The following is a 25494-nucleotide window of genomic DNA, read 5'->3' as shown; positions in this document are numbered from 1 at the left end:
GTCCTCTGCCAGGGGAGAGATGAAGCGACTTGCCATGCTGCCGTCCTAAGCTGAAATCCTATCGGCACTATGCATGAAAATATCTGCCTAGTCACTTACACCGGCGCCTGCCGGAAGTGCGCGCATCAGTTTCTCGTATATCGGCAGGAATAGGGGAGGGCATTGATATGTCAGATATCGACCCAAAGCCGACATGCCGGAAAAGGCAGCGAGCACGGTCGTTGGGGATATGTGGCATACTTGGTGATCGGTGTTATGTGGCCGAGCTATTCTTAATGCCTAGGGGTTTCAATAGGATGAGAAGTGGTCGAGCGCGCAGCATAACATTCTTGAACGCGCGCGCTCGTTCAAGTCAATAAACGATCGCGCTGTCTAATACCTGTTATGCAGAAAACCCAAATCAGGAACTTCAAATGACCATATCAAAGCTATATTCAGTAAAAGATGGTGGCGACTTATCCCCCTTAGGCTGTGAAAAAATTAACTTAGCTTTAGCATCAATGGGTATATCTGATATCCCTCAAGAGCAAATCGCTAATGTTACGGGCTACCTTGTTGTTGCCTTGAATAACAACAGTGTTGACCACTCCTTAGTGAGCAAGCTCGAAACTTTACTTGAAACATTACAAGCAGCAGTTGAGTAAGATTAATAGGAGAGGTTTATGTTAGTGGGGATTTATATCGTCATTGCCGTTTTACTATTTTTTGCACAATTACAAAATGGTTTTTTTACTGCATTGCTAACAGCTGTTTTTTGGCCAATTGTAATTGTAGGGGCATCTGTATTTCTTTTTTTTAGTATGATTTATCATTCGGTAAAAAAATGAGAACTTTAATTGGACTGTTAAGCTTGCTCGGTGGCCTTGTTCTTTGGGGCTTTGCCATTTCTGCCTTGGTGTCGTGGCTGGTTTTCTGCTTTGGGTCGGTGATAATTGGCATTCTTCTGCTAATTTTCGCTCCGTATGTTCTTCTTGCTCCGTTAGCGATAGGGGCTCCAGGGACGGCTCTATTTGTTTATGGCATGGATTGTATTGCTAATAAAAAAGAAGATTCTATTTACAAACAGGACTGTAAAGAAAGAAAGCATGACAACGTTATTGAGTCTGATGTTGTTTGGGAAAGATCTAGCAAAAACTTGGATTCAATAAATGAGATTATTGAGCAATCAAAAAATGATCGTTAGGAGATAATGATGTTTGGTTTTTTTAGAAAAAAGAAGGGAACTCTTCTTGATGAGTTGAATGATGCAACTGTCAAAATGTATAGACCGTTATTAGTTAATAACAAGAAAGTTTCAGATGAAAAAATTCTTGAAATCGTACAGACAACTATGCGGGCTTTTGCACAAGCGGCAGAAAGCAAAGGTGAAAAAATATCTGAAGATGTACTAATGAACATTTCTGCAAAGTTTATCCGTGTTTATGATATGAGCGGCCAAGAGTTCTTTATTGAACATCTGAAATACGAAATAAACAAATACTTAACTGAGGGCTTAAGGGCTGACTATCAACAAAATGCATAACAAGTTGCTCCACTCGGACACATACTGCTACGCTCGTTTTTGTGTATCGCTACGCTCAATTTTACACAAAAACGCTCTTTACAGTATGTGCCGGTGAGCAAGGCGTTATATCAGGACGGTCTGAAGGGCCGCTTCTGGCCGAATAACGACGACCAAAAACCAGGCCGTCGTTATTTTTTCTATACTTCCGTTTGCTCGGCCATTTCTAATGCATCATCTACCTCAATGCCAAGATATCGTACAGTGCTCTCAAGCTTCGTATGGCCCAATAACAGCTGAACAGCTCTCAGATTTTTTGTTCGGCGGTAGATTAGAGTTGCCTTAGTCCTTCGCAGCGTGTGCGTGCCATAGGCTGATGGGTCCAGCCCGATCGAGGTTACCGAGTCTTTAACAATCCGGGCGTACTGTCGCGTAGACAGGTGATCTTTCCTGCTCGAACGGCTTGGAAATAAGTAGTCATCGTTTCTAAGCTTGGCACATAGGATCCATGTTTTTAGAGCATTGTGAGTTTGATCGGTTATCTCAAACTGTACCGGTCTCTTCGTCTTCTTCTGCATTATAGTGGCTCTTGACGATATATGGTCACCATGGGTCACATCTCGGACACGCAAAGCCACCAAGTCACAGGCGCGTAGTTTGCTATCGATTGCCAGCTCGAAAATCGCCAAATCTCGTACCTTCTCAGCAAGCTGCAGCCGGACACGAATGGCCCAGATGTCTTTGATGCGAAAAGGTGTTTTCTGACCAACCAGCTTGCCTTTATTCCATGGTTCGCGGGTACTGGTTTCTGAAGCGTTCATGGCATGGACCTCCACGGATGGAATGTATAGGATGGTCCAAAGCATGCTCAACGTTCGATGGATTCAGCATTCGACCCAAAGCGTCCATGCTGCCAAAGGCAGCAAGGGTGCTAGTTTCTGGATATGCATCCTAATTATAACTAATATTTATAGGTTAGATGCTTGCGCGAATCTTTTCAGGCTGCATTTGCTGGGCAAACGTGACAGGATGTGATCCAATCATAAACGCGCCGTCTAATACTTGTTGGACGACAAGTGACGCTAGTGCATACTTTAAACATAAGGAAACAGAATAATGTTCGGCTTTGGGCGAAAGAAATCGCAACTTGAAAAAGGTATTGAGAAAGACGGAATTGAACACGCTACAGATCGGGTTGCAGAGCTTGTCGCGGCCAGAATTCCTAACAATGAGATCGCTTATCGCTTCATCTTGGAAGAGCTTGATGGTGCAAGTATGGGAAACAACGCGTCAAAGGTGTTTGCAACTAGCAGTGGCATCAATTCTGCCGAATACAAGGGAGCTCTGAACAATTCTATTCCTGATGTTGATGGGCCAGATGGTCCTCAGCAACTTCTTGCTGGCTTCTCAATGCATCTGCTCGGAAATCAAGAACTGATGGCCAAGTTCAGATGCAAAGTTGACGACAAGATCATGAAGCGGTTTCAGTTGGGTAAATATATGAGTCCGTAAGTCTTTCGTAAAAACCGTTTAAAATTAACAAAATAAGATATTTAATTAATCTAAGTTATAACCTATGTTTTAGAGAGATTGTTGTTAATAAAAATTTTTATATGAGGGGTTTGGAAGCAGGTGTTAGTCAATGCTTATTAATCGTTTATCAGTTGTTGACATAATTCCCACATTCAGCTCCAAATGCAAAAATCAGAAAGATAGCAGACGCATTTGAAATTTGTGGTATACAGACTCTGCTTTTGTGCTTAGCTACACGACATTAATTTAACTATGCTTTTTTGTTTGTTGGCGATTTTTCTACAATCCACATAACTCGTCAGGTTGCCGATGCTCAATAGAGTTGGACGATTCTTTAAAAGACCGAAAAACCCCGCAGGAAACGTCTATTATGCAAGGCTTATAACTTCCCATGGTACGCTCTACAAATTAGGGTTCACGAGTAAGTCGAGTTTGGTAGAACGAATGGCCTATGGTAACAGTGAGGACGAAAAGCTCATTGATCGTCAGTTTATTTTCACATTCCGAGACGATGCCTGGGATGTCGAGCAAACATTGCTTGATCATTTCAATAAGCACCGTGCATTCGGAAAGTATAGTAAGGATCCGATGAAGCCCCTTTGTGGACGAGGTCAATCCGAATTGTTCGCCCGCGACATACTAGGCCTCGATGATGAACTATATCAGCCTCCCGACGAAGAGACATTGAAGGCCTGGAAAGAAGAGTCTGAGCAGTCGAAGGATGGATGTCTAATGATTTTGATCGGGCTGTTTTTAATTCCTTTTACATTAGGCTTCTCACTGTTCTTCATTATAGGGGGTGCCTCTGGCATTTTAGGCACCGGTAAAAGCCACCAGACGGGAGTGGAACGAGCGTGCCGACCGGTTCATCCGCCTGAGATACAAAATCTCATCAATTCTCTATATTATGCAAAGGAGGCGGCCTAAAAGGCGGCTTTCAGCCGACCACGTATTAAGTGCTATCGGCTGCAACTACAAGTTGCATTAGTATCTCGCGAATGTCCGCTTCTGGCCGATAGTTGACACTTGTATGCAAAAAAATACGGCTCGTTGACGACGTGCTTACCCTCGTCGGCGAGCCGATTTCCCAGCCTTACTGACTGACCAGTTTCGCCTGGCTCGTCCCGTTACCCAGCGGTTCCACCCGGATCTGCACCGGGATGCGCTCGTGCATCTCCTGCACGTGGGAGATCACCCCGACCCGGCGGCCCAGCGCCTGCAGGCCGTCGAGTGCCTCCATGGCCAGCGCCAGGGACTGGGGGTCGAGGCTGCCGAAGCCCTCGTCGATGAAGAGTGACTCTATGGTGAGCTCTCCCGAGGCCATCGAGGCGAGCCCCAGGGCGAGGGCTAGCGACACCAGGAAGGTCTCGCCGCCGGAAAGGGAGTGCACCGAGCGACGTTCGTCGCCCATGTCGAAGTCCTCCACCAATAGACCAAGCGGACTGCCGCCCCGCACCAGCCGGTAGCGGCGGCTGAGGCCGGCGAGGTGGGTGTTGGCATGCTCCAGCAGTTGTTCCAGGTTGTAGGCTTGGGCGATGCGCCGGAACACCTTGCCGTCGGCGGACCCGATCAGCTCGCTGATCCGGCCCCAGCGGCGGTACTCGGCCTGGGCGGCTTCCAGCTCGGCCTGGCCGGCCTTGCGGCGCTCGCGTTTGCGGTCGTCGTCGCTGAGCGCGAAGGCGGCGCTGTCGCGGGCCTGTTGGGCATCCTCGAGCCGGGGTGCCAGCTCGGCCCGGGCTTCCTCCAGGGTCTCGCGGCGGCGATGAATCTCGTTGGCCACGGTGTCGCTCAGCAGTGCTTCCTCGCTGTCGTCCGCGGTGAGTCCCTGATCGCGGCGGTGGCGTAGCAGGGCGTCGCGCCGCTCGCTCAGGGTGGCGGCGGCGTGCTGGCGGGCCCGGTCGGCCGCCTCGACCTGCTGCTCTTCCTGCCGGGCGTCTACCTCGGTCTGTGCCAGCAGCCGCGCCAGGGTGGCATCGCTCAGCTCGGGATGGGCCTGGCGCCAGTCGGCGAGCTCGCGGGTCAGGGTCTGCCGCTCCTGGCGAAGCTTTTCCAGCTGGGCGGCCTCGTGCCATGCCTGCTGGGCGAGGCGCTGGTGCTCTCGCTGGGCGTCGTGCAGCCGTGTCTGGGCGCTGTCTCGCGTCCGGCGGGCGCGTTCCTGGCGGGTGTCGAGCTGCTGCTGCCAGGCATCCGGTGAGGTGTAGTCGCCGAGCCGGGCGGCGAGTCGACGGGCGAGGGCATCGCGCTGTTCGTGCAGGGGCGGCAGCTGCTCGTCCAGTTCGGCCAGCTGCTTGTCGATGCCTGCCTTCTCGGCCTCCAGGCGCGCCAGGGCCACCCGGCCTTCCTGAAGCGCCTGCTCCAGCGGGGCCAGTTCGGCCTCGGCCCGGGCCAGTTCCTCCAGGCGCCGGCGCTGCTGCCGACGCCGGGTGTCGCTCTGCTCGCGCTGGTCCCGCAACCAGCCTTCACGCTCGGGTTCGCTGACGGCGGCGAGCTCTTCCTGCAGGGGGTGAGCCTCCAGGGCCTGGCGGGCCAAGTCCCGTTGCCGCTCCGCCGCTTGCAGGTCCTGCCGGTGCCGGGTGAGGGCGGCCTCCACGGCGCGGTATTCGCCCAGCAACTCGTCGCGCTGCTGCAGGGCCGCATCGCGGGCCTGCCGAGCCTCGTCGAGCTGGTGGCTTTCCTCCGTTTCCTGGGCGGCAAGCTGGGCGGCCTCGGGGCTGGTGGGTGGGTGCTGGCGGAAGGGATGATCCAGCCCACCGCACACCGGGCAGGGCGCTCCCTCCTGAAGTGTTTCCCGAAGCTGAACCACGCTTTCACTGCGCACGGCACGGCTACGTTCGATCAGCGCGGTGACGCTGTCGAGGTGGGACTGGGCCCTGTCCAGTCGCTGGCGGGCCTCCTGACCCTCGGCCAGCAGCCTGTCCCGCCGGGCCTGGTTGTCGCTAACCTGCCTGGCCAGCTTGTGTCGAGCCTGTTCCGTGCGACCGAGCTCCTGCCAGAGACTAGCCAGCTCGCCCAGGGTCAGGTGGCGCTGGGCGGCCTGGTCGTGTGTCTCCTGGGCGGCCTGGCGGGCATCGTCGAGACGGGGGTGATCGCCCGCCAGCCACTGGAGAGTCGTCTGCCACTCCTCACGTTGTCGTACTCGGGCCCGCTGGTTTCCCTCGGCCCTGCGATGCTCTCGAGCAAGCGAATCGGCCTGTGTCTGCTGCCGGCTGCGGGTCGCCTCCAGGTCGGCAAGCTGCTTTTGCCGGGTGGCGAGATGCTGGGCCTCGTCGCGGGCTTCGCGGAGTTGGGGTTCGGCCCGGCGGCGGGCCTCGGTGGTTTCGTTCAGTGCCTGCTCGGCCTGCGCGCGGGCGGTCTCTGCTGCCTGCTGCTCGGCGCTGGCGGCGTCACGCGCCTTCACGGTCTCGGCGTGGGTCGCCTCCAGGGCGGCGATCTCGTCGGGCAGCTCGGCGTGGCGGATGAGGGCGTGGCGCCGTGGGGCGATCAGCCGGCGCCAGTCGCGGTCGGCACGCAGATGAGCGAGTGCTTGCCACTCCTCCCGGGCCGTTTGCTGCATTGCCAGGCCCTGGCGGTAGGCCTCGTGCAGACGGGCATCGTCGTCGTGCCAGCGGCTTCGCGTCTTGAGCGATTCCGCCTGGGCCTGCAGCTCACTGAGCGCTTTGTGACGGGTTTCGGCGGCGCGCTCCAGCTCGGCGCGAGCTTCGGCCTCCGCGGGCAGGTCATCGGCCAGTTTTGCCTCCAGGGCGTCCACGCTCTTCTTTGCCTCACTGGCGCGGCGGTAAGCGGCCATGGAAATCGCCGAGTATTCGGCGGTGCCGGTGAGGCGCTCGAGCAGGTCGCTGCGTTCGTTGTCATCGGCCTGGAGGAAGGCGGCGAACTCGCTCTGGGCGAGCAGCACGGCGCGGGTGAATTGGTCGAAGGTGAGCCCCAGGCGGTCCGGCAGCAGGCGGTCAAACTCGCGCTTCTGGGTAGTGAGCAGGCGGTCGTCCTCGAGGTCACGCAGCGACTGCTCGGCCTTCTGCAGCTTGCCGCCGACCTTCTCCCGGGCGCGGCGCACCGCCCAGCGGGCACGGTAGCGGCGCCCGTCGCGGCCCAGGAAGTCCACCTCGGCGAAGCCGGCGGCGGTGCCGCGGCGCAGCAAGGTGCGCGGGTCACTGGTGGTCAAGGTGGAGTCCGGGGTGTCGTCGACCTGGCTGTCGCGGCCCGGTGCCTGGCGAAGCCGCGGCGTGCCGCCGTAGAGCGCCAGGCACAGGGCGTCGAGCAGGGTGCTCTTGCCGGCGCCGGTGGGGCCGGTGATGGCGAAGAGGCCGGCATCGCGCAGCGGGGCCGCGGTGAAGTCGAGTTCCAGCGGGCCGGGCAGGGAGGCCAGGTTCTCCAGGCGCAGGGCGAGGATCCTCATGGGCGACCCTCCCCGGTGGCATCGTCTTCGGTATCGAGGACGTCCTGGCGCAGCCGGTCGAAATCGGCGAGCACGTCGTCCTCCGGCGGCTGCCCCCAGCGGGTCTCCCAGGTGCGCTCGAAGAGCTTGCGCGGGCCGAGGGTTTCCAGGTCGACTCGCGCCGGCGCCGTCTCGCCTTCGACACGTGGCAGGCGGCGTTCCAGACGCAGCAGGCGCACCGCCTTGCCCTTGAGGGCCGCCTCTACTCGGGCGCGCAGGTCGGGGATCGGCGCGTCGAGCTCGACTCGCACCTCCAGCCAGGGCCAGTGGTCTCTGGGCATCGCCGGGTCGTCCTTTAGGGTCTCGAGCTCGGCCAGCACGTCATCGAGGGGCGCGGGGCCGATGCGGTGCATAGCCACCGGGCGAGGCACGGGGAGGGTCTCGGTCGCGGCCAGCGCTTCGCCGACCAGGGTCACCTCCACCACCTGGTGGGGGTAGGCCACCTCGCTGAAATCCAGCGGCAGGGGGCTGCCGCTATAGCGGATACGCGCCTCGCCGACCTGCTGGGCGCGATGCAGGTGTCCCAGCGCCACATAGGCGATCTCTGGAGGGAAGAGGGCAGCGGAAATCGACTCTTCGCCGCCGATCACGATGGGTCGCTCGCTGGCCTCGGAAACGGCCGCGCCGTGCAGATGGGCATGGCTCATAGCCACCAGGGCCTGGCCGGGTTCGCGCCGGACGCGGGCGGCCTTGATCAGCCGGGTGTGGACGTGGCCGATGCCGCTGACGTAGTCGCTGGACGCCGCCTCAGTGCTGGCCTCGCTTGCCAGCGCCGAGCCGGTCACTTCGGCGGGGCGCAGGAAGGGCAGCGCCAGACACCAGGCACGGGTCTCGCCGTGCTCGTCGGTCAGCGGCACCAGCAGGTGCTCGGTATTCAGGGTGCCGTCGTCCCGCCAGCGGACCCGGCCCAGGGCGTGGGTGCGCAGCCGGCGCATCAGCGGGGCGGGCAGCTCGATGCGGTTGCCGCTGTCGTGGTTGCCGGCGATCAATACGATGTCGAGCCGCGGCAGCCGCTCGTGGGCGGAGACGATAAAGTCATAGAGCAGCTCCTGGGCGCGCAGCGAGGGATTCACCACGTCGAAGATGTCGCCTGCCACCAGCAGGGCATCGGCGCGGCGTTTCACCAGGGTATCGAGCAGCCAGGTCAGAAAGGCGCGCTGCTCGGCATGGCGCTCCTGGCCATGGAAGCTCTGGCCCAGGTGCCAGTCGGCGGTATGGATCAGTTTCAGCATGGGCTTCCCGGTGTTCCGTCACGCGGTCGAAAGGCCCTAGTCTAACCCGAGCACCGCCGATGAATCAGGGAGCCAAGATGTCGATTACCCCCTTGCATGAATGGCACCTCAGCCCGAGCGAGGCCATCGCCCTGCAGAAGCGCCTGGCTTCTAGCGTGGAACGGGCCGACCGCCTGGATCCGGTGAGGCGCATCGCCGGTGTGGATATCGGCTTCGAGCAGGGCGGCGATATCACCCGGGCGGCGGTGGTGGTGCTGGCCTGGCCGCCGAGCGCCGGGGGCGAGTTCGAGGTGGTGGCGCAAGTCGTACATCGCGAGCCGACGCGCATGCCCTATGTGCCGGGGCTGCTCTCGTTTCGCGAGGTGCCGGCGGCGCTGGGCGCCTTCGAACGGCTGGAGGTGACGCCCCAGCTGGTGATGGTGGATGGCCAGGGTGTCGCCCACCCGCGGCGGATCGGTGTGGCCAGCCACCTGGGGCTGTGGCTCGACCTGCCCACCATCGGCGTGGCCAAGTCGCGGCTGTGTGGGCGCCACACTGAGCCGGGGCCGGCGCGTGGCGACTGGACGCCGCTGGTGGATGGCGTGGATGACGACGTGATCGGCGCGGTGCTGCGCTCGCGGGCGAAGGTGAAGCCGATCTTCGTCTCGTCGGGGCACCGGGTGGCGCTTGCCACGGCGCTCGAGTGGGTCACGGCCTGTCTTGGGCGCACCAAGCTGCCGGAGCCGACCCGGCTGGCGGATCGCCTGGCGTCGAGGCGTGGCGAGTAGGCCGGACTAGCCGGAGGCGCATCCGGCGCCTGCCAACCGCGCTCGCCGCGCTATCGTCTGGCGGGCCTGAAAACGGGTATTCTGGCAAAGCGCCCTATATACTTCCTTCCCGTTTTTCTATTGAGCTGACCATGTCGACAGTGCCCGATCCCCTTGCCGCCACCCGTGCCTGGGTGGAGACCTTCGTTGTCGCCCGCGATATTTGTCCCTTCGCCGGTCGCGAGGTGGCTCGCGACACCATTCGCTACGTTGCGGTGCCGGCTCACAACCGCGAGGCGGCACTGCTCGCGCTGTTCGATGAGTGTCGCCGCCTGGACGAGACGCCCGAGGTGGAGACCACCCTGCTGGTGCTGACCGAGGGGCTCGAGGCCTTCGACGACTACCTGGACCTGCTGGCCATCGCCGAGGCGCTGCTGGCGGAACAGGGCTATGAGGGCACCTACCAGCTGGCGAGTTTCCACCCGGATTACGTCTTTGCGGATGCCGAGCACGAGGATCCCGCCAACTTTACCAACCGTTCGCCCTTCCCGATGTGGCACCTGCTGCGCGAGAAGGGGCTGGAGCAAGCCCTGGCCCACCATCCGGACCCGGCGGGTATTCCCGAACGCAATATCTTGGCGCTGCGAGAACTGAGCCATGAGACATTGGCACGTGAGCTCGCTGCGCTGAAGGGTTCCTGAGCTGTCCGTCGTCGAAGTCATTGGCCTTGTACCGGGAGGAGGCCATCCCCATGGTGTATGGTGAAGAGGCAATGAAGTACCCCTGACAACGAGAAGGAGTCGACATGAGCATCAAGAAATCCGGCAGCGCCGTCTGGCAAGGTGGCATCAAGGACGGCAAGGGGACGGTGTCCACCCAGAGCGGCGTGCTCCAGAACGTTTCCTACAGCTTCGCCAAGCGCTTCGAGGGCGAGGCAGGCTCCAACCCGGAGGAGCTGATCGGCGCCGCCCATGCGAGCTGCTACTCCATGGCCTTGTCGCTGATCCTGGGCGAGGCCGGCCTGACTGCCGAGCGCATCGCCACCGAGGCCCAGGTGGCCCTGGAGGAGGTCGAAGGCGGCTTCGCCATCACCGCGATCCATCTTGACACCGTGGCGAAGATCCCGGGCGCCGACGAGGCGGCCTTCCAGGATGCGGCCGACAAGGCCAAGGAGGGCTGCCCCGTGTCCAAGCTGTTCAACGCCGAGATCACCCTGCAGGCCAAGCTGGAAGGCTGAACCCTGCCCCGGCCCTGATGGGTCGGGTATCAGTTGGCATCAATGCCGGAGCCATCCCAGGGTGGCTCCGGCGTCTTTTTGGGGTGTCTAAGACGAGGGCGAGGACATCCCGCGCCGGGCGGCCTTCACCAGCGCGCGGATCAAGCGTTGCTGCGGGCGATTGAAGACCAGCCACTCGGGGTGCCATTGCACGCCGATCAGGAACTCGTGGTTGCGTGATTCGATGCCCTGCACCAGGCCGTCGCGGTCTCGGGCGACGATCTCGATGCCCTTGCCCGTCCGCTGTACCGCCTGATGGTGCAGGCTGTTGATGCGACACCAGCTTACCTTGAGGATGCGATGCAGCTGGCTGTCGGCGACGATGTCGACGGTCTTGCGCGGCAGCACCGTGCGTCGGCGCTTGAGTCCTTCATGGGTGGTGTAGATGTCCGGATCCAGGGTGCCGCCCTGGTAGACGTTGATCAGCTGGGCGCCGCGGCAGATACCCAGTACCGGCTTGCCTTGCGGGATAAAGCGTTCCAGCAGCTCGAGTTCCAGCTCATCACGTTGCGGGTCAAGACGGACGTCGAGTGTTACCTCGGCGTCGTATAGGTGGGCCTGGATGTCGTCGCCACCGCCGATGATCAGGCCATCGAGTGCTTCGGGAAAGGGACGCATGGGCGACAGACGCCGCGGTCGACCGCCGTGTCGCCAGATGGCGAACCAGTCGAACCACCAGGCGATCCGGCTCTTGGCATCGGAGGTGGTAATGCCGATCAGGGGGCGCGTCGCGAGGCTCATTGGCGAGACACCCAACGGCGCAGCCGAGTCAGCCAGCGGCGCGGGGCCGAGGGACGGTGACGGGCAAGAAACTGCTCGCTACGCTCGGCCAGCGTCGCCGGCGTGGTGGCCAGCCGCTCGACCTCCAGCCAGCGATTCCACTCGGCGACCGCCCCCCAGCCCGGTTCGGAAAGCTGGGCATTGGGCAGGCGATAGTGGAAGGTCGGTCTCGCCTTGACCAGCTTGTTGCGCAGCAGCTCGTGGGGATGGTCCGGACGCAGGTGGGCGAACAGCGGCAACATGTCCAGCTCGCGATTGCGGGTCGGGTTGTCGGCCAGGTAATCGTCGATCAGGGTGTCCACGTCCGGGGCGTAATCCGGGTCGAGCACTCTGAGAGCGTAGGCCCGCGGGAACGGGTTGGCATGCGGTAGCACTTCCCGGGTGATGTCCACGTGAATCTGCTCGCGCAGCCAGGCGGCGGTCAGCATGTAGGCGCGCAGGTAGGCCAGCACGCTTTCTGCCTCGAGGCTCGGTACTTCGGGGTTGAGATGCAGGCCGAAGCCATAGAGGATGCTGGCGTCGGTGCCCTTGGCCCCGCGATGGCGCAGCGCCTCGAAGAGGGCGTCGAGATCTCCCAGTTCGTCCCAGGGCACCGGCGGACAGACGATCTCGGTGGGCACCAGGCCGGTGACCACATCGCCGATCAGCTCCCGGGTCCGGGTATGGAAATCCAGGCGCATGCGTTCCCATTCGCTGTCGCCAATGGCATCGGCACTCATGATGGTCTCGTCGGGATGGGCGTACTGGGTGTCCAGCTCGATCCCGAACTCCCCCCAGCGGGTGTCGGTCACCTTGAGTCGGTGGGGGCTGCGTACCTCTACCTTGCCGCCGAACAATTCGCTCACGAGCTCTGCTGTTTCCTTGGGTGGCAGGCCAGCGAACTCGATCTCGACCCCGACGCTGCGCGTCTTGCCGTCGGCATTGCAGGGCTCAGGTGGCGATTGGGGCGTCATGACGGCATCCTGTAAGGCACGATGGCGGCATCCTACCATACTGCCTTGGGAATCATGATCTGGCCCGGGCCGCCGTCCGTTCGCCATGGAGGCGCCATGCAAGGGAAACGAGATGCCAGGGAAACGAGATGCCAGGGAGTAGAAAGAGTGCCTGAAGCGAGATGCCTGTACGTTGTCGTTCGCGGCCTGCTGACCGGGCTGCTGCTGATGCTGTTGTCGACGGTCGCCTTGGCCCAAACGCTATCCCTGCCCGGCCTGACACCGGGAAGCGGAGACGAGTCGGCTTCCCATGACCCCCAGGCCTTCCAGGCTTCGCTGGAAGAAGTGATCACCACTCTCGAAGATGCCGAACAGCGCCAGGCCCTGCTGGAGAACCTGCGCCAGTTACAGCAGGTCCACGATCCGGCGGCCGAGGAGGCCGGTGTCGTGCGTCCTCAGGGTTTGCTAGGCGCCCTGGCAGAGACCATCAGCGAGCTCGGTGAGCAGGCCGAGGGTGGCCATTTGCCATTGGCTGGGTGGCAGCGTCAGCTGAAACAGGGATGGGCCGACCTTGTGGCCCTGATGGTCCAGACCGGCAATGCGGAGCTGCTGCGCTTCGTCATCGAGTTGACCGTGTTGCTGGTGATCTGGATCGGGCTGTTGGTGATACTGATTGCCCTGGGACGCCTGCTGGCCAGGCGCCGGGGCTGGCCTCTGGACTTGCCCCGGGACCCTCGCGCCGGGCTGCTGGTGGTCCATTTCCTGCGCCGCATGCTGCCCTGGGCGTTGGCATTCCTGCTGGTACTCGGCATCGCCCAGCTGGTGCCTGAGAGTTCGGGGCGTACCGCGACTCTGGTCATCGCCTATGTAACGCTCTGCGGGCGGACCCTCTCGGTGGTGGTGGAGACGGTGATCTCGGTGTTCACCAACGGCCATCGCTTCATCGCCGTACAGATCCTGCAGCAGCAGAGCCTGAGGCCGCTCTTTGTCATCGGGGCGCTGATCGCGCTGGGCGATGCCTTCAACTCCGGCCGCCTCTCGGGAATCATGGGCAGCGATCTGGCGAGCCTGATGTCCGTGCTGGCCAATGTGCTGGCGGCGCTGATCAGCGGGCGCTTTATCCTGCGCTTCAAGCGCCCGATCAAGCATATGATCCGCAATCGTCCTTATAGCCTGCGGCGCGATAGCGGCAGCTCCTCCGAGGTGGTGCGACTGGTGGGCGGCCTGTGGCATGTGCCCGCGCTGCTGCTGGTGGGGGGCTCGTTGCTGGCGATCTTCATCACCGGGGGCGACGTCGGAACGGCATTGGCCCGTTCGATCATCTCGGCGTCGCTACTGGTGCTGACCCTGGTGGTCACCGGCCTGATCCGTCGGCATGGCGAGCGGCGTTCGAAGGCGCGTCGGCTTAGCGACTATCGCAAGCGCCTGGAACGCTTCGGTTATGCGCTGGCTCATGTCCTCGCCTGGATCGCTTTTGCCGAGCTCTCGCTGCAGGTGTGGGGGGGCTCGCTGATCGGCATCGGGCAGCAGGGGGTGGCCAGCGTGCGTATCGGTCAGGCCCTGCTGGCCATCGGCTTCACCGTGCTGCTGGCCTGGCTGATCTGGATCTTCGCCGACACCGCCATCCAGCGTGCCCTGACCAGTCCGGCGCGTGCCAGGGGGCGCCGGGTCAACCTGGCACGTGCGCAGACCATCACGCCGATGATCCGCAACATCATCTTCGCCACCATCGTGATCATCGCCGCGATCGTCGGCCTGGCCAACCTCGGGGTGAACGTCACGCCGCTGCTGGCCGGTGCCGGGGTGATCGGCCTGGCCGTCGGTTTTGGCGCCCAGACATTGGTGCAGGACCTGATCACGGGGATCTTCATTCTCATCGAGGATTCGTTGGCCGTAGACGACTTCGTCAGGATCAACGGCCATATCGGCACCGTCGAGGGGCTGACGCTGCGCACCGTGCGCCTGCGCGATCTGGATGCCATCGTCCATATCATCACTTTCAGCCGCATCGAATCCATCCACAACATGTCGCGCCAGTTCGGTATCGCCCTGATGCGGGTCCGCGTCCCCTTCGACATGAAGATCGATGATGCCACCACCCTGATGCAGGAGACCGCCCTGGAGCTGCGCAAGGATCCGATGATGCGCCACTACATCTGGTCGCCGCTGGAGATGCAGGGCATCGACAGCTTCGATGACGGCTGCGCCATCCTGCGTATGCGCTTCCGCACCGCCCCGGAGATGCAGTGGGACGTGGCGCGGGCCTTCAACCTGCTGCTCAAGCAGCGCATGGAAGAACAGTCCGTCGACCTCGGCGTGCCGCGCCTCAGCGTCAGCATGGAAGGACAGGGCGGAGGCCGTCTGGACGGGACCGGCGAGGGCGCCGAGGCGCGCGACGCCAGCGGCCGGATGCCCGGCGAGGCCGGTGTCGCCGACCCCGCCGGTGATACCAGTGCCCGGGGCGGCTCCCCGGATCCCGCCTAATTTCCATGGCGACCCACCAGATCACGGTCGAGCGCCGGGACAGCCTGCATCTCAAGGTCTCCCGCGTGCTCCGCGAGGAGACCTCTCACCGGCTGGACGTGTTCCTCTTTGTGCCCGCCGACCTCGGCCTGAGCCCTCATGTGCTCTCTGAGGAGGCGTTCTACCATGGCGCTATCCATGTCAAGCGGACCTACTACAGCGACCGCCATCAGCTGCCGCTGGTGATGAGCCGCCTGGCGGGCAAGCGGCTCGATGCCGATCAGTACCGCCTGGGGCTGAGCCTCTATGCCTACCAGTACGTGGTGGCACTGGAGCGCTCCACCCAATCGCTGCTGGAGCTTTCGCGCCGGGTCCGAGCGTCTGACAGGCGCGGCGACGACAAGACGACAAAGGCACAGGACCCTTCCCGGGCCGGCACGGCGCAGGACGACGAGGAGGTCGACCGGCTGCGCACCCAGCTCGAAGAGACCACCGATCTGGCGCGGGGTATCCTGGGACGACTGCGCCGCCAGGAACCGTCCGACGAGAGCCTGCATCGCTATTTTGCCAATATCGACAATTACCTCTCCTGGTTCACCGAGCAGAACCTGCTGGCGCTGGTGGCCCACCTGCCACGAGGCAACGGCTACCGGGAAATCCGCGAGGGTCTGTTGACGATCTGCCGAGACGAGATCGAGCATCGCCGGACACGGGAGTACAATTCCGAGCGCGTCATTCGGGACCCCACCCGGATGTCCAACAAGATGCGCCTGCTGAGGCGGCTGATCGAGTATCCCGTGACCCTCAAGCAGCGTAGCCAGGAGCTCGGCGGCGGCGAGCAGAAGGCGCTGAAGGCGTTCGTCACGGCGGTGGTGATGAGCTTCGTCTCCCTGGGCCTGCTGCAGGCTCGCGAGTCACTGGGTGACATTACCGCGCTCTTCGTGCTGACCCTGGCGGTGATCTATGCGCTGCGCGAGGTATTCAAGGACGACCTGCGCATCACCCTGTGGCGCTGGCTGCGCCGGGGCCGTCCCAAGTGGCGGCGCCGCTACCTGGACCCCACCAGCAATGCCGTCCTGGGTCGCCAGCTCGAGTGGTTCGATTATCAGCGCTATACCCGGCTAGACGAACAGATCCGCCGGGTGCGCAAGCGCAACCTGGCACAGCGCGAGGAGGTCGTGCTGCGTTACCGCTCCAGCTCGCGCATGTCGCCGACGCGCTTCCTCAGCGGCTACGACCGTACCCGAGAGACCCTGACGCTGGATCTTTCGTCGCTGGCAAGGCTGATGGACAAGGGCAGCCACGACGTCTACCGGCTGGAGGAGAAGGGGCAGGTAGTCCGCGAGCCGGTGGAGAAGCGCCACCTGATCAACCTGGTGATTCGCGAGGTGGAGGGCGACGGCGAACCGCTGCTGCAGCGCTGGAAGATCGTCATGAGCCGCTCGCGCATCGTCGATGTGGAGCTGGTGCACGAGGAGGGGCCGGGGGGATGAAGCCTAGCGGGATGACTGGCCCATGGTGCTTCAGGCTCAAGTCAATATCCCTCAAAAAAGCTAGCCTAGCCGACTCTCGTACCTCAGGAGGTTGATTGATGACGTTATATCAGCTTGGTTCAACGTCCGCTCTTGGTCGATCCCTGACTTTTGGGCAACCACAAAAAGCATGCGCGGTGCCCTTATGCTACACATCCAGTATGCTCGCGTTGGCGGAGGAGGTGATAGCGATGGCCTTCCACAATCCGAATCCGCAAATTCAGAAACTCGAGCAGCGCAATGCCCGATTGCGGGCCGAATTCTTTGCCAGGCTGTTTCGCAGTGCATGGCGCGGCCTTCGCAAGGGCAGCCTGCGTCTGTCGAGAAGGCGATATCGCCGTCGTCTCCACCGCCCTCGGTCCTGACTCGTGACATCTCTCTCACCGAACCGGGTCAACTTCAGATCATCTGTCATTAGCTGCCGCAGAAAATAGTCAGCGATCCCTATGACCGAGAACTACACTTAATCTTTCTGTCACCTTTACCCCCTGCGAAAGAAAGAGGTGCAGTTATGACGTTACTCTCACAGCGGAGCCGGAATGCGTCAGCAGAGTTCGCACTGGTGGAAGATTTTTTCCTCCGTTCAAGCAGTGGAGAAGCAAGGAATGCCGAAGAGGCTTGCGATTTCAGCTTCGGAAACCCCCACGAAATGCCACTTGCCGGACTTGTGGAGGCCCTCGCACGGAACCTTCAACCGCAGAATCCGCAGTGGTTTGCCTACAAGATTAGTGAGCCCGAGCCGCGGGCCTTCATTGCCAAGGCGCTTTCCAGTGAGCTTGGGCTTGATTTCGAGCCCGAGGATATCGCGCTGACGCATGGCGCTTTCGCCGCCATTGCGCTCGCCTTTTGCCTGGTGCTTGACGCGGGCGACGAGGTGATCATCCCGGTCCCCGGCTGGTTCTGCTACGCCTCGATGCTGCGGGCTGCAGATCTCGTCCCGGTCAAGGTTGGCCTGAGTGAGCCCGACTTCGACCTTGACCTGGAAGCGATCGACGCTGCCATCACGCCGCGTACGCGTATGGTCGTCGTCAACAGTCCTCACAACCCCACCGGCCGGGTGTATTCGCAAGAGCAATTGCAAGCGCTCGCCGATCTACTGGACTCCGCGTCCAACCGAATAGGCGCGCGCATCTGGCTGCTCTCGGACGAACCCTACCGACGCATCCGTTTCAACCACACGCCCTTCGTGAGCCCGGCTGCGCTCTACCCATGGACGCTGATTGACTACAGCTACGGCAAGGTGCTCCTTGCTCCCGGCCAGCGGCTCGGATACCTGGCGATCTCACCCCGTCTCCCGGCAGAGCAGCGTGCGGAACTGCAGGGTGCGACTTTCTCTGTCCAGATGTCGATGGGTTGGACCTTCCCTAGCGCACTCATGCAGTACTCGGTAGCTTCCTTGGAGAATGTGTCGATCGATCTTGATGCCCTCGCCACGAAGCGGGATCTAATGCTCCACTCGCTCGAGCAGTGGGGCTATCAAATGGTTCACCCGGAAGGGACATTCTACCTGTGGGGAGAGGCTCCGGGGGGCGACGCGCTGCGCTTTATAGAAACCCTGGCCGCGCGATCCGTGTTCGTTTTGCCCGGTACTCTCTTCGAGCGGCGACGCCATTTTCGGATCAGCCTGACGGCCAACATCGAGATGATTGAGCGGGCTTTGCCGATATTTCGGGACGCCATAGGATAATAATCATGCCTGCCAAGCTTGCTGGAATACGAAACGGAGCCTGTCAATATAGCTGGCACATGAAATGACTCGGGCTCTTTCAAGCCTAGCCACCTTTTCACCCCGCCTCCCCCAGATACCCTGCGCCTCCGGCCAAGGGCCGCTTCCTTGTCGGGGACAAAGTCTGCTCCTGGCTGAAATGCGGCATTCACCTGATTGAAAAATGCCCCCCAGCTCCTCCTTCAGGGGTGTTTCCTGCCGTCCATTGCGGCGCGCCTTGATTGATTGCTGACGGCTCTGCAAGCGTCGTGCTACAGCGTCTCCTCAAGGAGCATGGCGAGTCGCTTGTGGTGCAGGGCATCGGCGGCCGCATCGTAGGAGGGGGCGTCCTTGGCGGTGAAGCCGTGGGCTGCACCCTTGAAGAGTTCCGTGGTGAAGTGCACGCCGGCCTGGGCCAGTGCCTCGTCCATGCGGGCGATCTGCTCGGGGGGCAGCAGCGCATCCTGGTCGGCATGGCCGAAATAGACCCGTGCCTCGATGGTATCGACCCCATGCACGGGACTGTCTGGATCGTCGGCCTCTGCCAGGCGAGCCGAGTGGAAGCCGGCCGCGGCGGCCACGCGGCCGGGGTGCTGTGCCGCCATGCGCAGTGCGAAGGCGCCGGTCATGCAGTAGCCGACCACGCCCACCTTGCCGGGCGCGAACTCGGCTTCGCTATCGAGGCAGCTCAGCAGGGCGGTGAAGTCTCGGGCCTGTGCCTCGGGGGTCAGGCGGGCGGCATACTCGAGCAGGGTCGGTCGCACGTCCGGGTCGCGAAAGGACTTGCCCTCCGGCACCACGGTCCCTGCCGCGTCGCGGTAGTAGAGGTTGGGCATCAGCAGGGCGTAGCCGTGGTCCGCGACCTGCTGGGCCTTCTCGTGATAGCAGGGGCGCAGGCCGCCGATATCGGTGAACAGCACCACGGCCGGCAGCGGGCCGGCGGCGTTATCGGGCGTGACGATATGGGCGTCGATGGTGCCGTCGGCGGCGGGAATGTCGATTGAACGAGACATGAACAGGCTCCGACGTTTCCAGAGTGAGTGACGAAAGTATAGCGACAGCCACTAGTCTTGCAGGGCCTCGGGGCTTAGGTTCTCGGGCCCGAAGGAGTCCGGCAGCAGTGCCTCCATGTCGTACGCCTTGAGCAGTCGGCCCTCGGTGTCCACCACCCGGATGCGGGTCTCGGGGGTGGCGAACTCGCGGATGCGCTGGCGGCAGTCGCCGCAGGGCGTGCAGAGGTGCCGGCCGGGACCGATCACCCAGACCTCCTGCAGCTGGCGTTCGCCGGCGCTGGCCATGGCGGCGATCGCCGAGGCCTCGGCGCAGATCCCCTTGTAGTGGGCGACCTCCACGTTGGCGCCGGCATAGCGGGCGCCGCTCTCGCTGACCACCAGGGCCCCCACCGGGTGATGGGAGTAGGGCGCATAGGCGCGGTCGCGCACCGCCAGCAGTGCCGCGACGATGGCAGGGTCGATGGAATCGTTCATGGCGTCGCCTCCCGGGCGGCATCATCGCGCAGCACACTCTCCAGGGCGATCTCCATCATCTCGGCGAAGGTACTCTGTCGCTCGGCGCTGGAAAGGGATTCCCCCCTGAGGATATGGTCCGAGACGGTGCAGACCGTGGCCGCGCGGGCGCCGAACTCGGCGGCCACCCCATAGAGGCCGGCGGCCTCCATCTCCACCCCGACGATGCCGTAGCGCCTCAGCAATTCGGCGGTCTCGGGACGCGGGTCGTAGAACAGATCCGCCGAGAAGAGGTTGCCGATCCTCGTCGTCACGCCGAGGTCAAGGGCGGCGTCGGCCAGGGCACGGGTCAGGGCGAAGTCGGCGATGGCAGAGAAGTCCATGCCGCCGAACCGCGTCCGATTGACCCCGGAGTCGGTGCAGGCGCCCAGGCCGATCACCAGGTCCCGCACCGCCACGTCGTCGCGAACCGCACCGCAGGAGCCGACGCGGATCAGCGTGCTGACATCGTATTCGGTGATCAGCTCCTTGGCATAGATGGAAACCGAGGGGATGCCCATGCCGTGCCCCATTACCGAGATCTCGCGGCCCTTGTAGGTGCCGGTATAGCCGGCCATGCTGCGCACCGTGTTGACCTGGCGGACCTCGTCGAGAAAGGTCTCGGCGATATACGTTGCGCGAAGCGGGTCGCCGGGCATCAGCACGGTATCGGCGAAGTCGCCGCACTCGGCATTGATATGAGGCGTTCCCATCAGTGGCCTCCCGTAGGGTTGGATAGCGGGGTGGAAGACAAGGCGGACGGAAGGAAACGGGGGCCGTCGTCCATGGTGGCGAAGCCCGGAGTCACGGGGCCTCCCGACGGATGATGTCGTGGATGAGGGGTGGCGCGGTGCCGGCACTTTCGCCCACCTTGATGGCGTCGCGTACCTGGCAGGCGGCCCGATCGGCGTCCGCGGTACTGGCGGCGTGGACCAGCGCTAGCGGGCGCTCGGCGTCCACCGCCTCGCCCAGGGAGGCGATGTGCGACAGCCCGACGGCGGGGTCGATGGCCGCCCCGGGCGTGCGACGGCCGCCGCCCAGGGCCACCACAGACAGGCCCAGGGCACGGGTGTCCATGGCCTGGACCCGGCCCGGGTACACGGCATGCACCGCGCGGGTCACCGGCGCCTCGGGCAGGTGGTGGCCGGGGCGTTCGAGCAGATCATTGGGGCCCCCGAGGCCCGCCACCATGCGGGAGAAGCGTTCGGCCACCTCGCCCGAGGCCAGTGTCTCGTCAAGACGTGCCTCTGCGGCCTCCCGGGAGTCGACCAGGCGCCCGGCCAGCAGCAGCTCGGCGGACAGCTCCCGGGTTACCCTCAGCAGGCGGCCATGGCGCTTCTCGCCGGTGAGGAGGCGGAGTGCCTCACGCACCTCTAGGGCATTGCCGGCGCAGGGGGCCAGCGGCTGGCTCATGTCGGTGACCAGGGCGGTGGTCGGCGTGCCGGCCTGGGTGGCGACGCTGGCGATCGAGTGAGCCAGTTCCAGAGAGGCGTCATGGGTGGGCATAAAGGCCCCGCTGCCGGTCTTGACGTCCATCACCAGGGCCTCCAGGCCACAGGCCAGCTTCTTGCCGAGGATCGAGCTGACGATCAGCGGAAGCGACTCCACGGTGGCGGTGACGTCGCGCACCGCATAGAGGCGCTTGTCGGCGGGAGCGAGGTCGGCGGTCTGACCGATGATCGCGACGCCTACCTCCTGGACCAGCCGGCGGAAGGTGGCGATGTCCGGGGTGACCGAGTAGCCGGGAATCGCCTCGAGCTTGTCCAGGGTGCCGCCGCTATGGCCCAGGCCGCGGCCGGAGACCATCGGCACGTGCCCGCCGCAGGCGGCAATCCTGGGGCCGAGCACCAGCGAGACGAGGTCACCCACGCCCCCGGTGGAATGCTTGTCGAGCACGGGGCCGGGCAGGTCGAGACCGGACCAATCGAGCACCTCGCCGGAGTCACGGATCGCCTCGGTCAGTGCCACCGTCTCCGTGGCGTCCATGCCTTGCAGGAAGACCGCCATGGCCAGGGCCCCCATCTGGGCATCCGAGAGGCTGCCATCACTGATGCCGGCGACCAGCTGCTGTATCGCGTCGCGGCCAAGCGCGCGCCCGTCGCGTTTGGCGCGGATCAGCTCCTGGGGAAGTGCCTGGGTGCCCATCAGTATCCCCCGGATGTCACGTTGCCTCCGTCCTCGGCACGCAGGGTTTCCAGCAGGTTGCCGAGCAGCCCCGAGGCACCGAAGCGGACATGGGCCGGTGTGATCCACGCCACGCCCATCAGGCGTTCGGCGAGTTGCAGGTAGGCCAGGGCGTCCTCGACGGTGCGCACGCCGCCGGCGGCCTTGAAGCCCACGTCGCGGCCGCTGTCACGGATGGCGGTCAACAGGATCTCGGACGCTTCCAGGGTGGCATTGATCGCCACCTTGCCGGTGGAGGTCTTGAGAAAATCGGCGCCACCCTCCAGGGCCAGCTCGCTGGCACGACGGATCAGGGCCGGATCCTTCAGTTCGCCGGTTTCCAGGATCACCTTGAGCAGGGCATCGCCGGCGGCCTGTTTACACGCCGCGACCAGTTCGCGGCCGGTATCCTCGTCACCGGCCATCAGGGCGCGCCAGGGGAAGACCACGTCCACCTCATCGGCGCCAGAGGCCGCTGCCGCTCGGGTCTCCCGGGCGGCCGCCATGATGTCGTCGCCGCCGTGGGGGAAGTTGGTCACCGTGGCCACCTTGACGATGCCCTCGAGGCCATGGGCCTTCAGCGCGCGGCATGCGGTGACCACGAAGGCCGGGTAGATGCACACCGCTGCCGGTGTGCCGGCAGGCGTCCTTGCCTGCTGGCAGAGGGCCTCGATGGTGGCATCGCTGTCGTCGTCGTTGAGGCTGGTGAGGTCCATCAGCGCCAGAGCCTGGCGCGCGGCCTGTTGCAGTTCGGTCATGGAATCGTCCCGTAACGGTATTGTCGGAGCCACGGTAGCCACCGTGGCGCGTGCCGGCCTCGAGGAGGTCGACGACGTCATCACCGGCGGCAACGTCGAGGCACTGCCCAGGGCGCGGACAGGGCCGCGCCGGATGCCCGGCCGGCCTGACGCGAGCTTCAGAAAGCTGTCCGGAATCAAGGCAGAGCGGGCAAAGAGTTGCTAACTTATAGGGCAAGAAAGACACCATATTGCCAGTTTATTGTCCGGAGACGCATCCCATGCAAGCTGCAGACGTCATGACCACCAACGTGATCACCGTTACCTCTGACGCTGAAGTCAGCGAGATCGCCAGCCTGTTGGTAGAACACGGTATCAGTGCCGTGCCGGTGATCGATGCCGACGACCAGGTACTGGGTATCGTCAGCGAGGGAGACCTGATGCGCCGGGTCGAGAATGACACGGACCAGCACAAGTCCTGGTGGCTGAAGCTCTTCGGCGGTGGCAGCAACGCCGTGGATTACGTCAAGAGCCATGGCCGCAAGGCCAGCGAGATCATGACGCCGACCCCGCTCACCGTTACCGAGGATGAGCCGTTACACCGTATTGCCTCGTTGCTCGAGAAGCGTCGGATCAAGCGTGTGCCGGTGGTGCGGAATGGCAAGCTGGTGGGCATCGTCAGCCGTTCCAACTTGCTTCGCGGCTTCTCGGTGAATCGCCAGCCGGCTGCTGGCGGTGATGACCGCGATATCCGCGATGCCATCCTCAAGGAGGTGGATGATAACACCGGGGTGATGGTCGACCGGCTCAACGTCATCGTGGCCGATGGCAAGGTACAGCTGTGGGGGCTGGTGGACAGCAAGGAGCAGCGACAGGCCGTGCAGGTCGCGGCGGAGAACATTGCCGGTGTCACGGAAGTGGAGAACAACCTGGGGTTCATGCCAAGGGGTATGGGCGGTTACTGAGGCCGCTCGGCCTTGACGCATCCCGACGCCTACCACAGCAAGCGGGGCGGCCATCTGGCCGCCCCGCTGTCATGAGAGGCACGATCTCCCGCCTTGAGGAAGGCGTCTCGACGTCCTATTCGTCGGCGCCCTGCACCTTGGCCAGGGCCGTTTCCAGGCTCTCGAGGGTCCGCTCCGGGTGGTGGAGCTTGTCGAGGCCGAACAGGCCGATGCGAAAGGCGCGATAGTCCTCGCCCTCGTCACACATCAAGGGGACTCCCGCCGCCACCTGGACACCGGCGGCGAGAAACTTGCCGACGATGCCTTCGTCCTCGGTGTAACAGACCACCACGCCAGGCGCCTGGAATCCCGGTGCTGCCACGCTGTGGAAACCGTGCTCGGCCAGCATGCCGCGCACCCGTTGCCCGACCTCCCACTGCTCGTCGCGCACCTTGTCGAAGCCGTACTGCCGCGTCTCGCGCATCACGTCGCGCAGTTGTCGCAGGCCGTCGGTGGGCAGGGTGGCGTGATAGGCGTGGCCACCGGCCTCGTAGGTTTCCATGATCGACAGCCACTTCTTCAGGTCGCAGGCGAAGCTGGTGCTGGTGGTCTCCTCGATGATCTCGCGCGCCTGGCGAGAGAGCATCACCATGCCGCAGCAGGGGCTGGCGCTCCAGCCCTTCTGCGGAGCACTGACCAGCACGTCGACGCCGATGTCCTGCATGTCGACCCAGAGAGTGCCGGAGGCAATACAGTCGAGCACGAAGAGCCCGCCCTGCTCATGGATGGCGTCGGCGATCTGGCGCAGATAGTCGTCTGGCAGCAGCATGCCCGAGGCGGTTTCCACATGGGGGGCGAAGACGATATCGGGCTGCTGGTCATGGATCGACTCGACCACCTCCTCGATGGAGGGCGGAGCGAAGGGCGAGGTCGGGTCATCCTCGTCGAGTCGACGCGCCTTGAGCAAGTGGACCTCGGCGGGGATCTTGCCCATCTCGAGGATCTGGCTCCAGCGATAGCTGAACCAGCCGTTGCGGATCACCAGGCAGTTGCGATCCTTGGCGAACTGGCGCGCCACGGCTTCCATGCCGAAGGTCCCGCTGCCGGGGACGATCACCGTCGAATGCGCGTTGTACACCTCCTTCAGGGTAGAGGAGACGTCGCGCATCACGCCTTGAAAGCTCTTCGACATGTGGTTCAGTGCGCGATCGGTGTAGACCACCGAATACTCGAGCAGCCCATCGGGGTCGACATCGGGTAGCAAGCCGGCCATTTCGTTCTCCGTGTTGGTGTTCAGGGCCTGTTGCGTTCAGGCCGTTTGTATCCAGAGGATATTCCGATTCCCTTCGTCGGGCCAGCCTGGGCGCTTCAGGGGTGGCAGTAGTAAAGTCGCGCCGGGAGCACGTTGAATGGCTCGAAATCGCACTCCACCCTGGAAAAGATGCGACGCAGGTCGGGTAATACTTTGGAGGAGAACTGGTAGATCAGCATGGCACCCCGTGGCGAGAGTGCCTCGAGGCTACGCATGAGGATGGACTCGCGGGTCATGGCGGGCATGGTGCTGAACGGGATGCCGGCCAGCACATAGTCGGCCGCGGGCAGGCCCAAGCGGTCCAGTTCGGCCTGGATCGTCTCGGCGGAACCCTTGACGACTTGCAGTCGAGGGTCGGGGAGCGACTGCTCGAGACAATCGACGAAGTCCTGGTTGGTCTCGAGCACTACCAGGGTCGATTCCGGCGGCATGCGCTGCAGGAGTTCCCGCGTGATGGTTCCGACCCCGGGCCCGTACTCGACGACGACCCGCGCTTGCTGCCAATCGACCCCGTCGAGCAGTCGCTTGACCAGAAACGAGGAGCTGGGAATGATCGAACCCAGCATCTGGGGGTGCTTGAAGAAATTTCTCGCGAACAGCGACAGCTGTGAATGTTGCGCGGGGCCAGCAGCGCCTTTCGGTCGATCATGTGCCGTCATCGGTTAGTCTCCTGTAGTTGGACGGAATATGCCTCGACT

At 62.7% G+C, this 25494-nt stretch carries 26 protein-coding genes; 14 read left to right on the top strand and 12 right to left on the bottom strand.

The genetic code is table 11. The features are described from left to right. Positions 1 to 413 precede the first annotated feature (413 nt). From HALO32_RS14995 to HALO32_RS14985, 4 genes are read left to right on the top strand one after another with little or no spacing between them, the layout of a single operon-like run. Entirely contained in the window at positions 414 to 644 is a 231-nt protein-coding gene (locus HALO32_RS14995) for a hypothetical protein (RefSeq protein ID WP_151444708.1), read from the top strand. An 18-nt stretch (positions 645 to 662) separates the two neighbouring features. Then, complete coding sequence (locus HALO32_RS18005; protein ID WP_192576528.1) at positions 663 to 827, top strand: hypothetical protein; 165 nt, start codon at positions 663 to 665, stop codon at positions 825 to 827. Beyond that, positions 824 to 1183: a hypothetical protein gene (locus tag HALO32_RS14990; protein WP_151444707.1), complete on the top strand. Its 360-nt coding sequence runs from the start codon at positions 824 to 826 to the stop codon at positions 1181 to 1183. Before HALO32_RS18005 ends, HALO32_RS14990 begins: the two co-directional genes overlap by 4 nt. Before the next feature lie 9 nt (positions 1184 to 1192). Next, complete coding sequence (locus HALO32_RS14985) at positions 1193 to 1522, top strand: hypothetical protein (protein WP_151444706.1); 330 nt, start codon at positions 1193 to 1195, stop codon at positions 1520 to 1522. A gap of 179 nt (positions 1523 to 1701) precedes the next feature. Here the strand turns inward: HALO32_RS14985 and HALO32_RS14980 are convergent, their stop codons facing one another. After that, complete coding sequence (locus tag HALO32_RS14980; RefSeq protein WP_151444705.1) at positions 1702 to 2322, bottom strand: tyrosine-type recombinase/integrase; 621 nt, start codon at positions 2320 to 2322, stop codon at positions 1702 to 1704. A 295-nt stretch (positions 2323 to 2617) separates the two neighbouring features. On the opposite strand from HALO32_RS14980, the gene HALO32_RS14975 reads away from it, so the two are divergent. Both HALO32_RS14975 and HALO32_RS14970 read left to right on the top strand, forming a co-directional pair. After that, positions 2618 to 3013, top strand: a complete 396-nt coding sequence (locus tag HALO32_RS14975; RefSeq protein WP_151444704.1) for a hypothetical protein — start codon at positions 2618 to 2620, stop codon at positions 3011 to 3013. 465 nt (positions 3014 to 3478) lie between these two features. After that, positions 3479 to 3961: a hypothetical protein gene (locus tag HALO32_RS14970; RefSeq protein ID WP_151444703.1), complete on the top strand. Its 483-nt coding sequence runs from the start codon at positions 3479 to 3481 to the stop codon at positions 3959 to 3961. 166 nt (positions 3962 to 4127) lie between these two features. Here the strand turns inward: HALO32_RS14970 and HALO32_RS18255 are convergent, their stop codons facing one another. Continuing rightward, positions 4128 to 7430 (bottom strand): AAA family ATPase, encoded by a 3303-nt coding sequence (locus HALO32_RS18255; RefSeq protein WP_151444702.1) that lies wholly within the window; start codon positions 7428 to 7430, stop codon positions 4128 to 4130. Next, a complete protein-coding gene (locus HALO32_RS14960) occupies positions 7427 to 8701 on the bottom strand; it encodes an exonuclease SbcCD subunit D (protein ID WP_151444701.1) in 1275 nt (424 codons plus the stop codon). The genes HALO32_RS18255 and HALO32_RS14960 overlap by 4 nt, the downstream gene beginning before the upstream one ends. Before the next feature lie 77 nt (positions 8702 to 8778). Between HALO32_RS14960 and nfi the strand changes: the two genes are divergently transcribed. From nfi to HALO32_RS14945, 3 genes are all read left to right on the top strand, one after another. Beyond that, positions 8779 to 9468: a deoxyribonuclease V gene (nfi, locus tag HALO32_RS14955; protein ID WP_151444700.1), complete on the top strand. Its 690-nt coding sequence runs from the start codon at positions 8779 to 8781 to the stop codon at positions 9466 to 9468. Between the two features lie 131 nt (positions 9469 to 9599). Next, entirely contained in the window at positions 9600 to 10148 is a 549-nt protein-coding gene (locus tag HALO32_RS14950) for a DUF1415 domain-containing protein (RefSeq protein ID WP_151444699.1), read from the top strand. Between the two features lie 104 nt (positions 10149 to 10252). Then, positions 10253 to 10684 carry an OsmC family protein gene (locus HALO32_RS14945; RefSeq protein WP_151444698.1) on the top strand — a complete coding sequence of 144 codons (432 nt, stop codon included), beginning with the start codon at positions 10253 to 10255 and terminating at the stop codon, positions 10682 to 10684. An 87-nt stretch (positions 10685 to 10771) separates the two neighbouring features. On the opposite strand, the gene HALO32_RS14940 is transcribed toward HALO32_RS14945, so the two are convergent. Both HALO32_RS14940 and HALO32_RS14935 read right to left on the bottom strand, forming a co-directional pair. Then, positions 10772 to 11464, bottom strand: a complete 693-nt coding sequence (locus HALO32_RS14940; protein ID WP_151444697.1) for a gamma-glutamyl-gamma-aminobutyrate hydrolase family protein — start codon at positions 11462 to 11464, stop codon at positions 10772 to 10774. Then, positions 11461 to 12456 carry an amidoligase family protein gene (locus HALO32_RS14935; RefSeq protein ID WP_151444696.1) on the bottom strand — a complete coding sequence of 332 codons (996 nt, stop codon included), beginning with the start codon at positions 12454 to 12456 and terminating at the stop codon, positions 11461 to 11463. Before HALO32_RS14935 ends, HALO32_RS14940 begins: the two co-directional genes overlap by 4 nt. Positions 12457 to 12663: 207 nt before the next feature. Here HALO32_RS14935 and HALO32_RS14930 point away from each other — a divergent pair, with 207 nt between their 5' ends. From HALO32_RS14930 to HALO32_RS14920, 3 genes are all read left to right on the top strand, one after another. Beyond that, a complete protein-coding gene (locus HALO32_RS14930) occupies positions 12664 to 14919 on the top strand; it encodes a mechanosensitive ion channel family protein (protein ID WP_225810075.1) in 2256 nt (751 codons plus the stop codon). Positions 14920 to 14924: 5 nt separating this feature from the next. Further along, positions 14925 to 16391, top strand: coding sequence for a hypothetical protein (locus HALO32_RS14925; protein WP_151444694.1), 1467 nt, complete (start codon positions 14925 to 14927; stop codon positions 16389 to 16391). Between the two features lie 550 nt (positions 16392 to 16941). Next, complete coding sequence (locus HALO32_RS14920; RefSeq protein ID WP_151444693.1) at positions 16942 to 18117, top strand: aminotransferase class I/II-fold pyridoxal phosphate-dependent enzyme; 1176 nt, start codon at positions 16942 to 16944, stop codon at positions 18115 to 18117. 290 nt (positions 18118 to 18407) lie between these two features. Here HALO32_RS14920 and HALO32_RS14915 read toward each other — a convergent pair whose 3' ends face one another. The 5 genes from HALO32_RS14915 to deoC all read right to left on the bottom strand — a co-directional run bounded on the left by HALO32_RS14915 (position 18408) and on the right by deoC (position 22561). Beyond that, on the bottom strand, positions 18408 to 19148 hold the full coding sequence (locus tag HALO32_RS14915) for a dienelactone hydrolase family protein (protein WP_151444692.1): 741 nt from the start codon (positions 19146 to 19148) through the stop codon (positions 18408 to 18410). Positions 19149 to 19199: 51 nt separating this feature from the next. Further along, a complete protein-coding gene (cdd, locus tag HALO32_RS14910) occupies positions 19200 to 19622 on the bottom strand; it encodes a cytidine deaminase (RefSeq protein ID WP_151444691.1) in 423 nt (140 codons plus the stop codon). After that, positions 19619 to 20353, bottom strand: a complete 735-nt coding sequence (deoD, locus tag HALO32_RS14905; RefSeq protein ID WP_151444690.1) for a purine-nucleoside phosphorylase — start codon at positions 20351 to 20353, stop codon at positions 19619 to 19621. Before deoD ends, cdd begins: the two co-directional genes overlap by 4 nt. Before the next feature lie 91 nt (positions 20354 to 20444). Beyond that, positions 20445 to 21785 carry a thymidine phosphorylase gene (gene deoA / locus HALO32_RS14900; RefSeq protein ID WP_151444689.1) on the bottom strand — a complete coding sequence of 447 codons (1341 nt, stop codon included), beginning with the start codon at positions 21783 to 21785 and terminating at the stop codon, positions 20445 to 20447. Continuing rightward, the gene (deoC, locus tag HALO32_RS14895; protein ID WP_151444688.1) at positions 21785 to 22561 is read right to left on the bottom strand and encodes a deoxyribose-phosphate aldolase; all 777 of its coding nucleotides are present in this window, start codon (positions 22559 to 22561) and stop codon (positions 21785 to 21787) included. The genes deoA and deoC overlap by 1 nt, the downstream gene beginning before the upstream one ends. Between deoC and HALO32_RS14890 the strand changes: the two genes are divergently transcribed. Then, positions 22560 to 22766 carry a hypothetical protein gene (locus tag HALO32_RS14890; RefSeq protein WP_151444687.1) on the top strand — a complete coding sequence of 69 codons (207 nt, stop codon included), beginning with the start codon at positions 22560 to 22562 and terminating at the stop codon, positions 22764 to 22766. The two genes, deoC and HALO32_RS14890, sit on opposite strands and share 2 nt — an antisense overlap. 55 nt (positions 22767 to 22821) lie before the next feature. After that, positions 22822 to 23505 carry a CBS domain-containing protein gene (locus HALO32_RS14885; protein WP_151444686.1) on the top strand — a complete coding sequence of 228 codons (684 nt, stop codon included), beginning with the start codon at positions 22822 to 22824 and terminating at the stop codon, positions 23503 to 23505. A gap of 115 nt (positions 23506 to 23620) precedes the next feature. Here HALO32_RS14885 and HALO32_RS14880 read toward each other — a convergent pair whose 3' ends face one another. Together HALO32_RS14880 and HALO32_RS14875 are read right to left on the bottom strand one after the other, a co-directional pair. After that, on the bottom strand, positions 23621 to 24757 hold the full coding sequence (locus HALO32_RS14880) for an aminotransferase class V-fold PLP-dependent enzyme (RefSeq protein ID WP_151444685.1): 1137 nt from the start codon (positions 24755 to 24757) through the stop codon (positions 23621 to 23623). A gap of 95 nt (positions 24758 to 24852) precedes the next feature. After that, complete coding sequence (locus HALO32_RS14875; RefSeq protein ID WP_151444684.1) at positions 24853 to 25455, bottom strand: class I SAM-dependent methyltransferase; 603 nt, start codon at positions 25453 to 25455, stop codon at positions 24853 to 24855. Positions 25456 to 25494: the final 39 nt, after the last annotated feature.

Source organism: Halomonas lysinitropha, assembly GCF_902500215.1.
Classification (GTDB): domain Bacteria; phylum Pseudomonadota; class Gammaproteobacteria; order Pseudomonadales; family Halomonadaceae; genus Halomonas; species Halomonas lysinitropha.
Note: the sequence above shows the minus strand (reverse complement) of the source record. Positions and strands in the feature narration are given on the sequence as shown.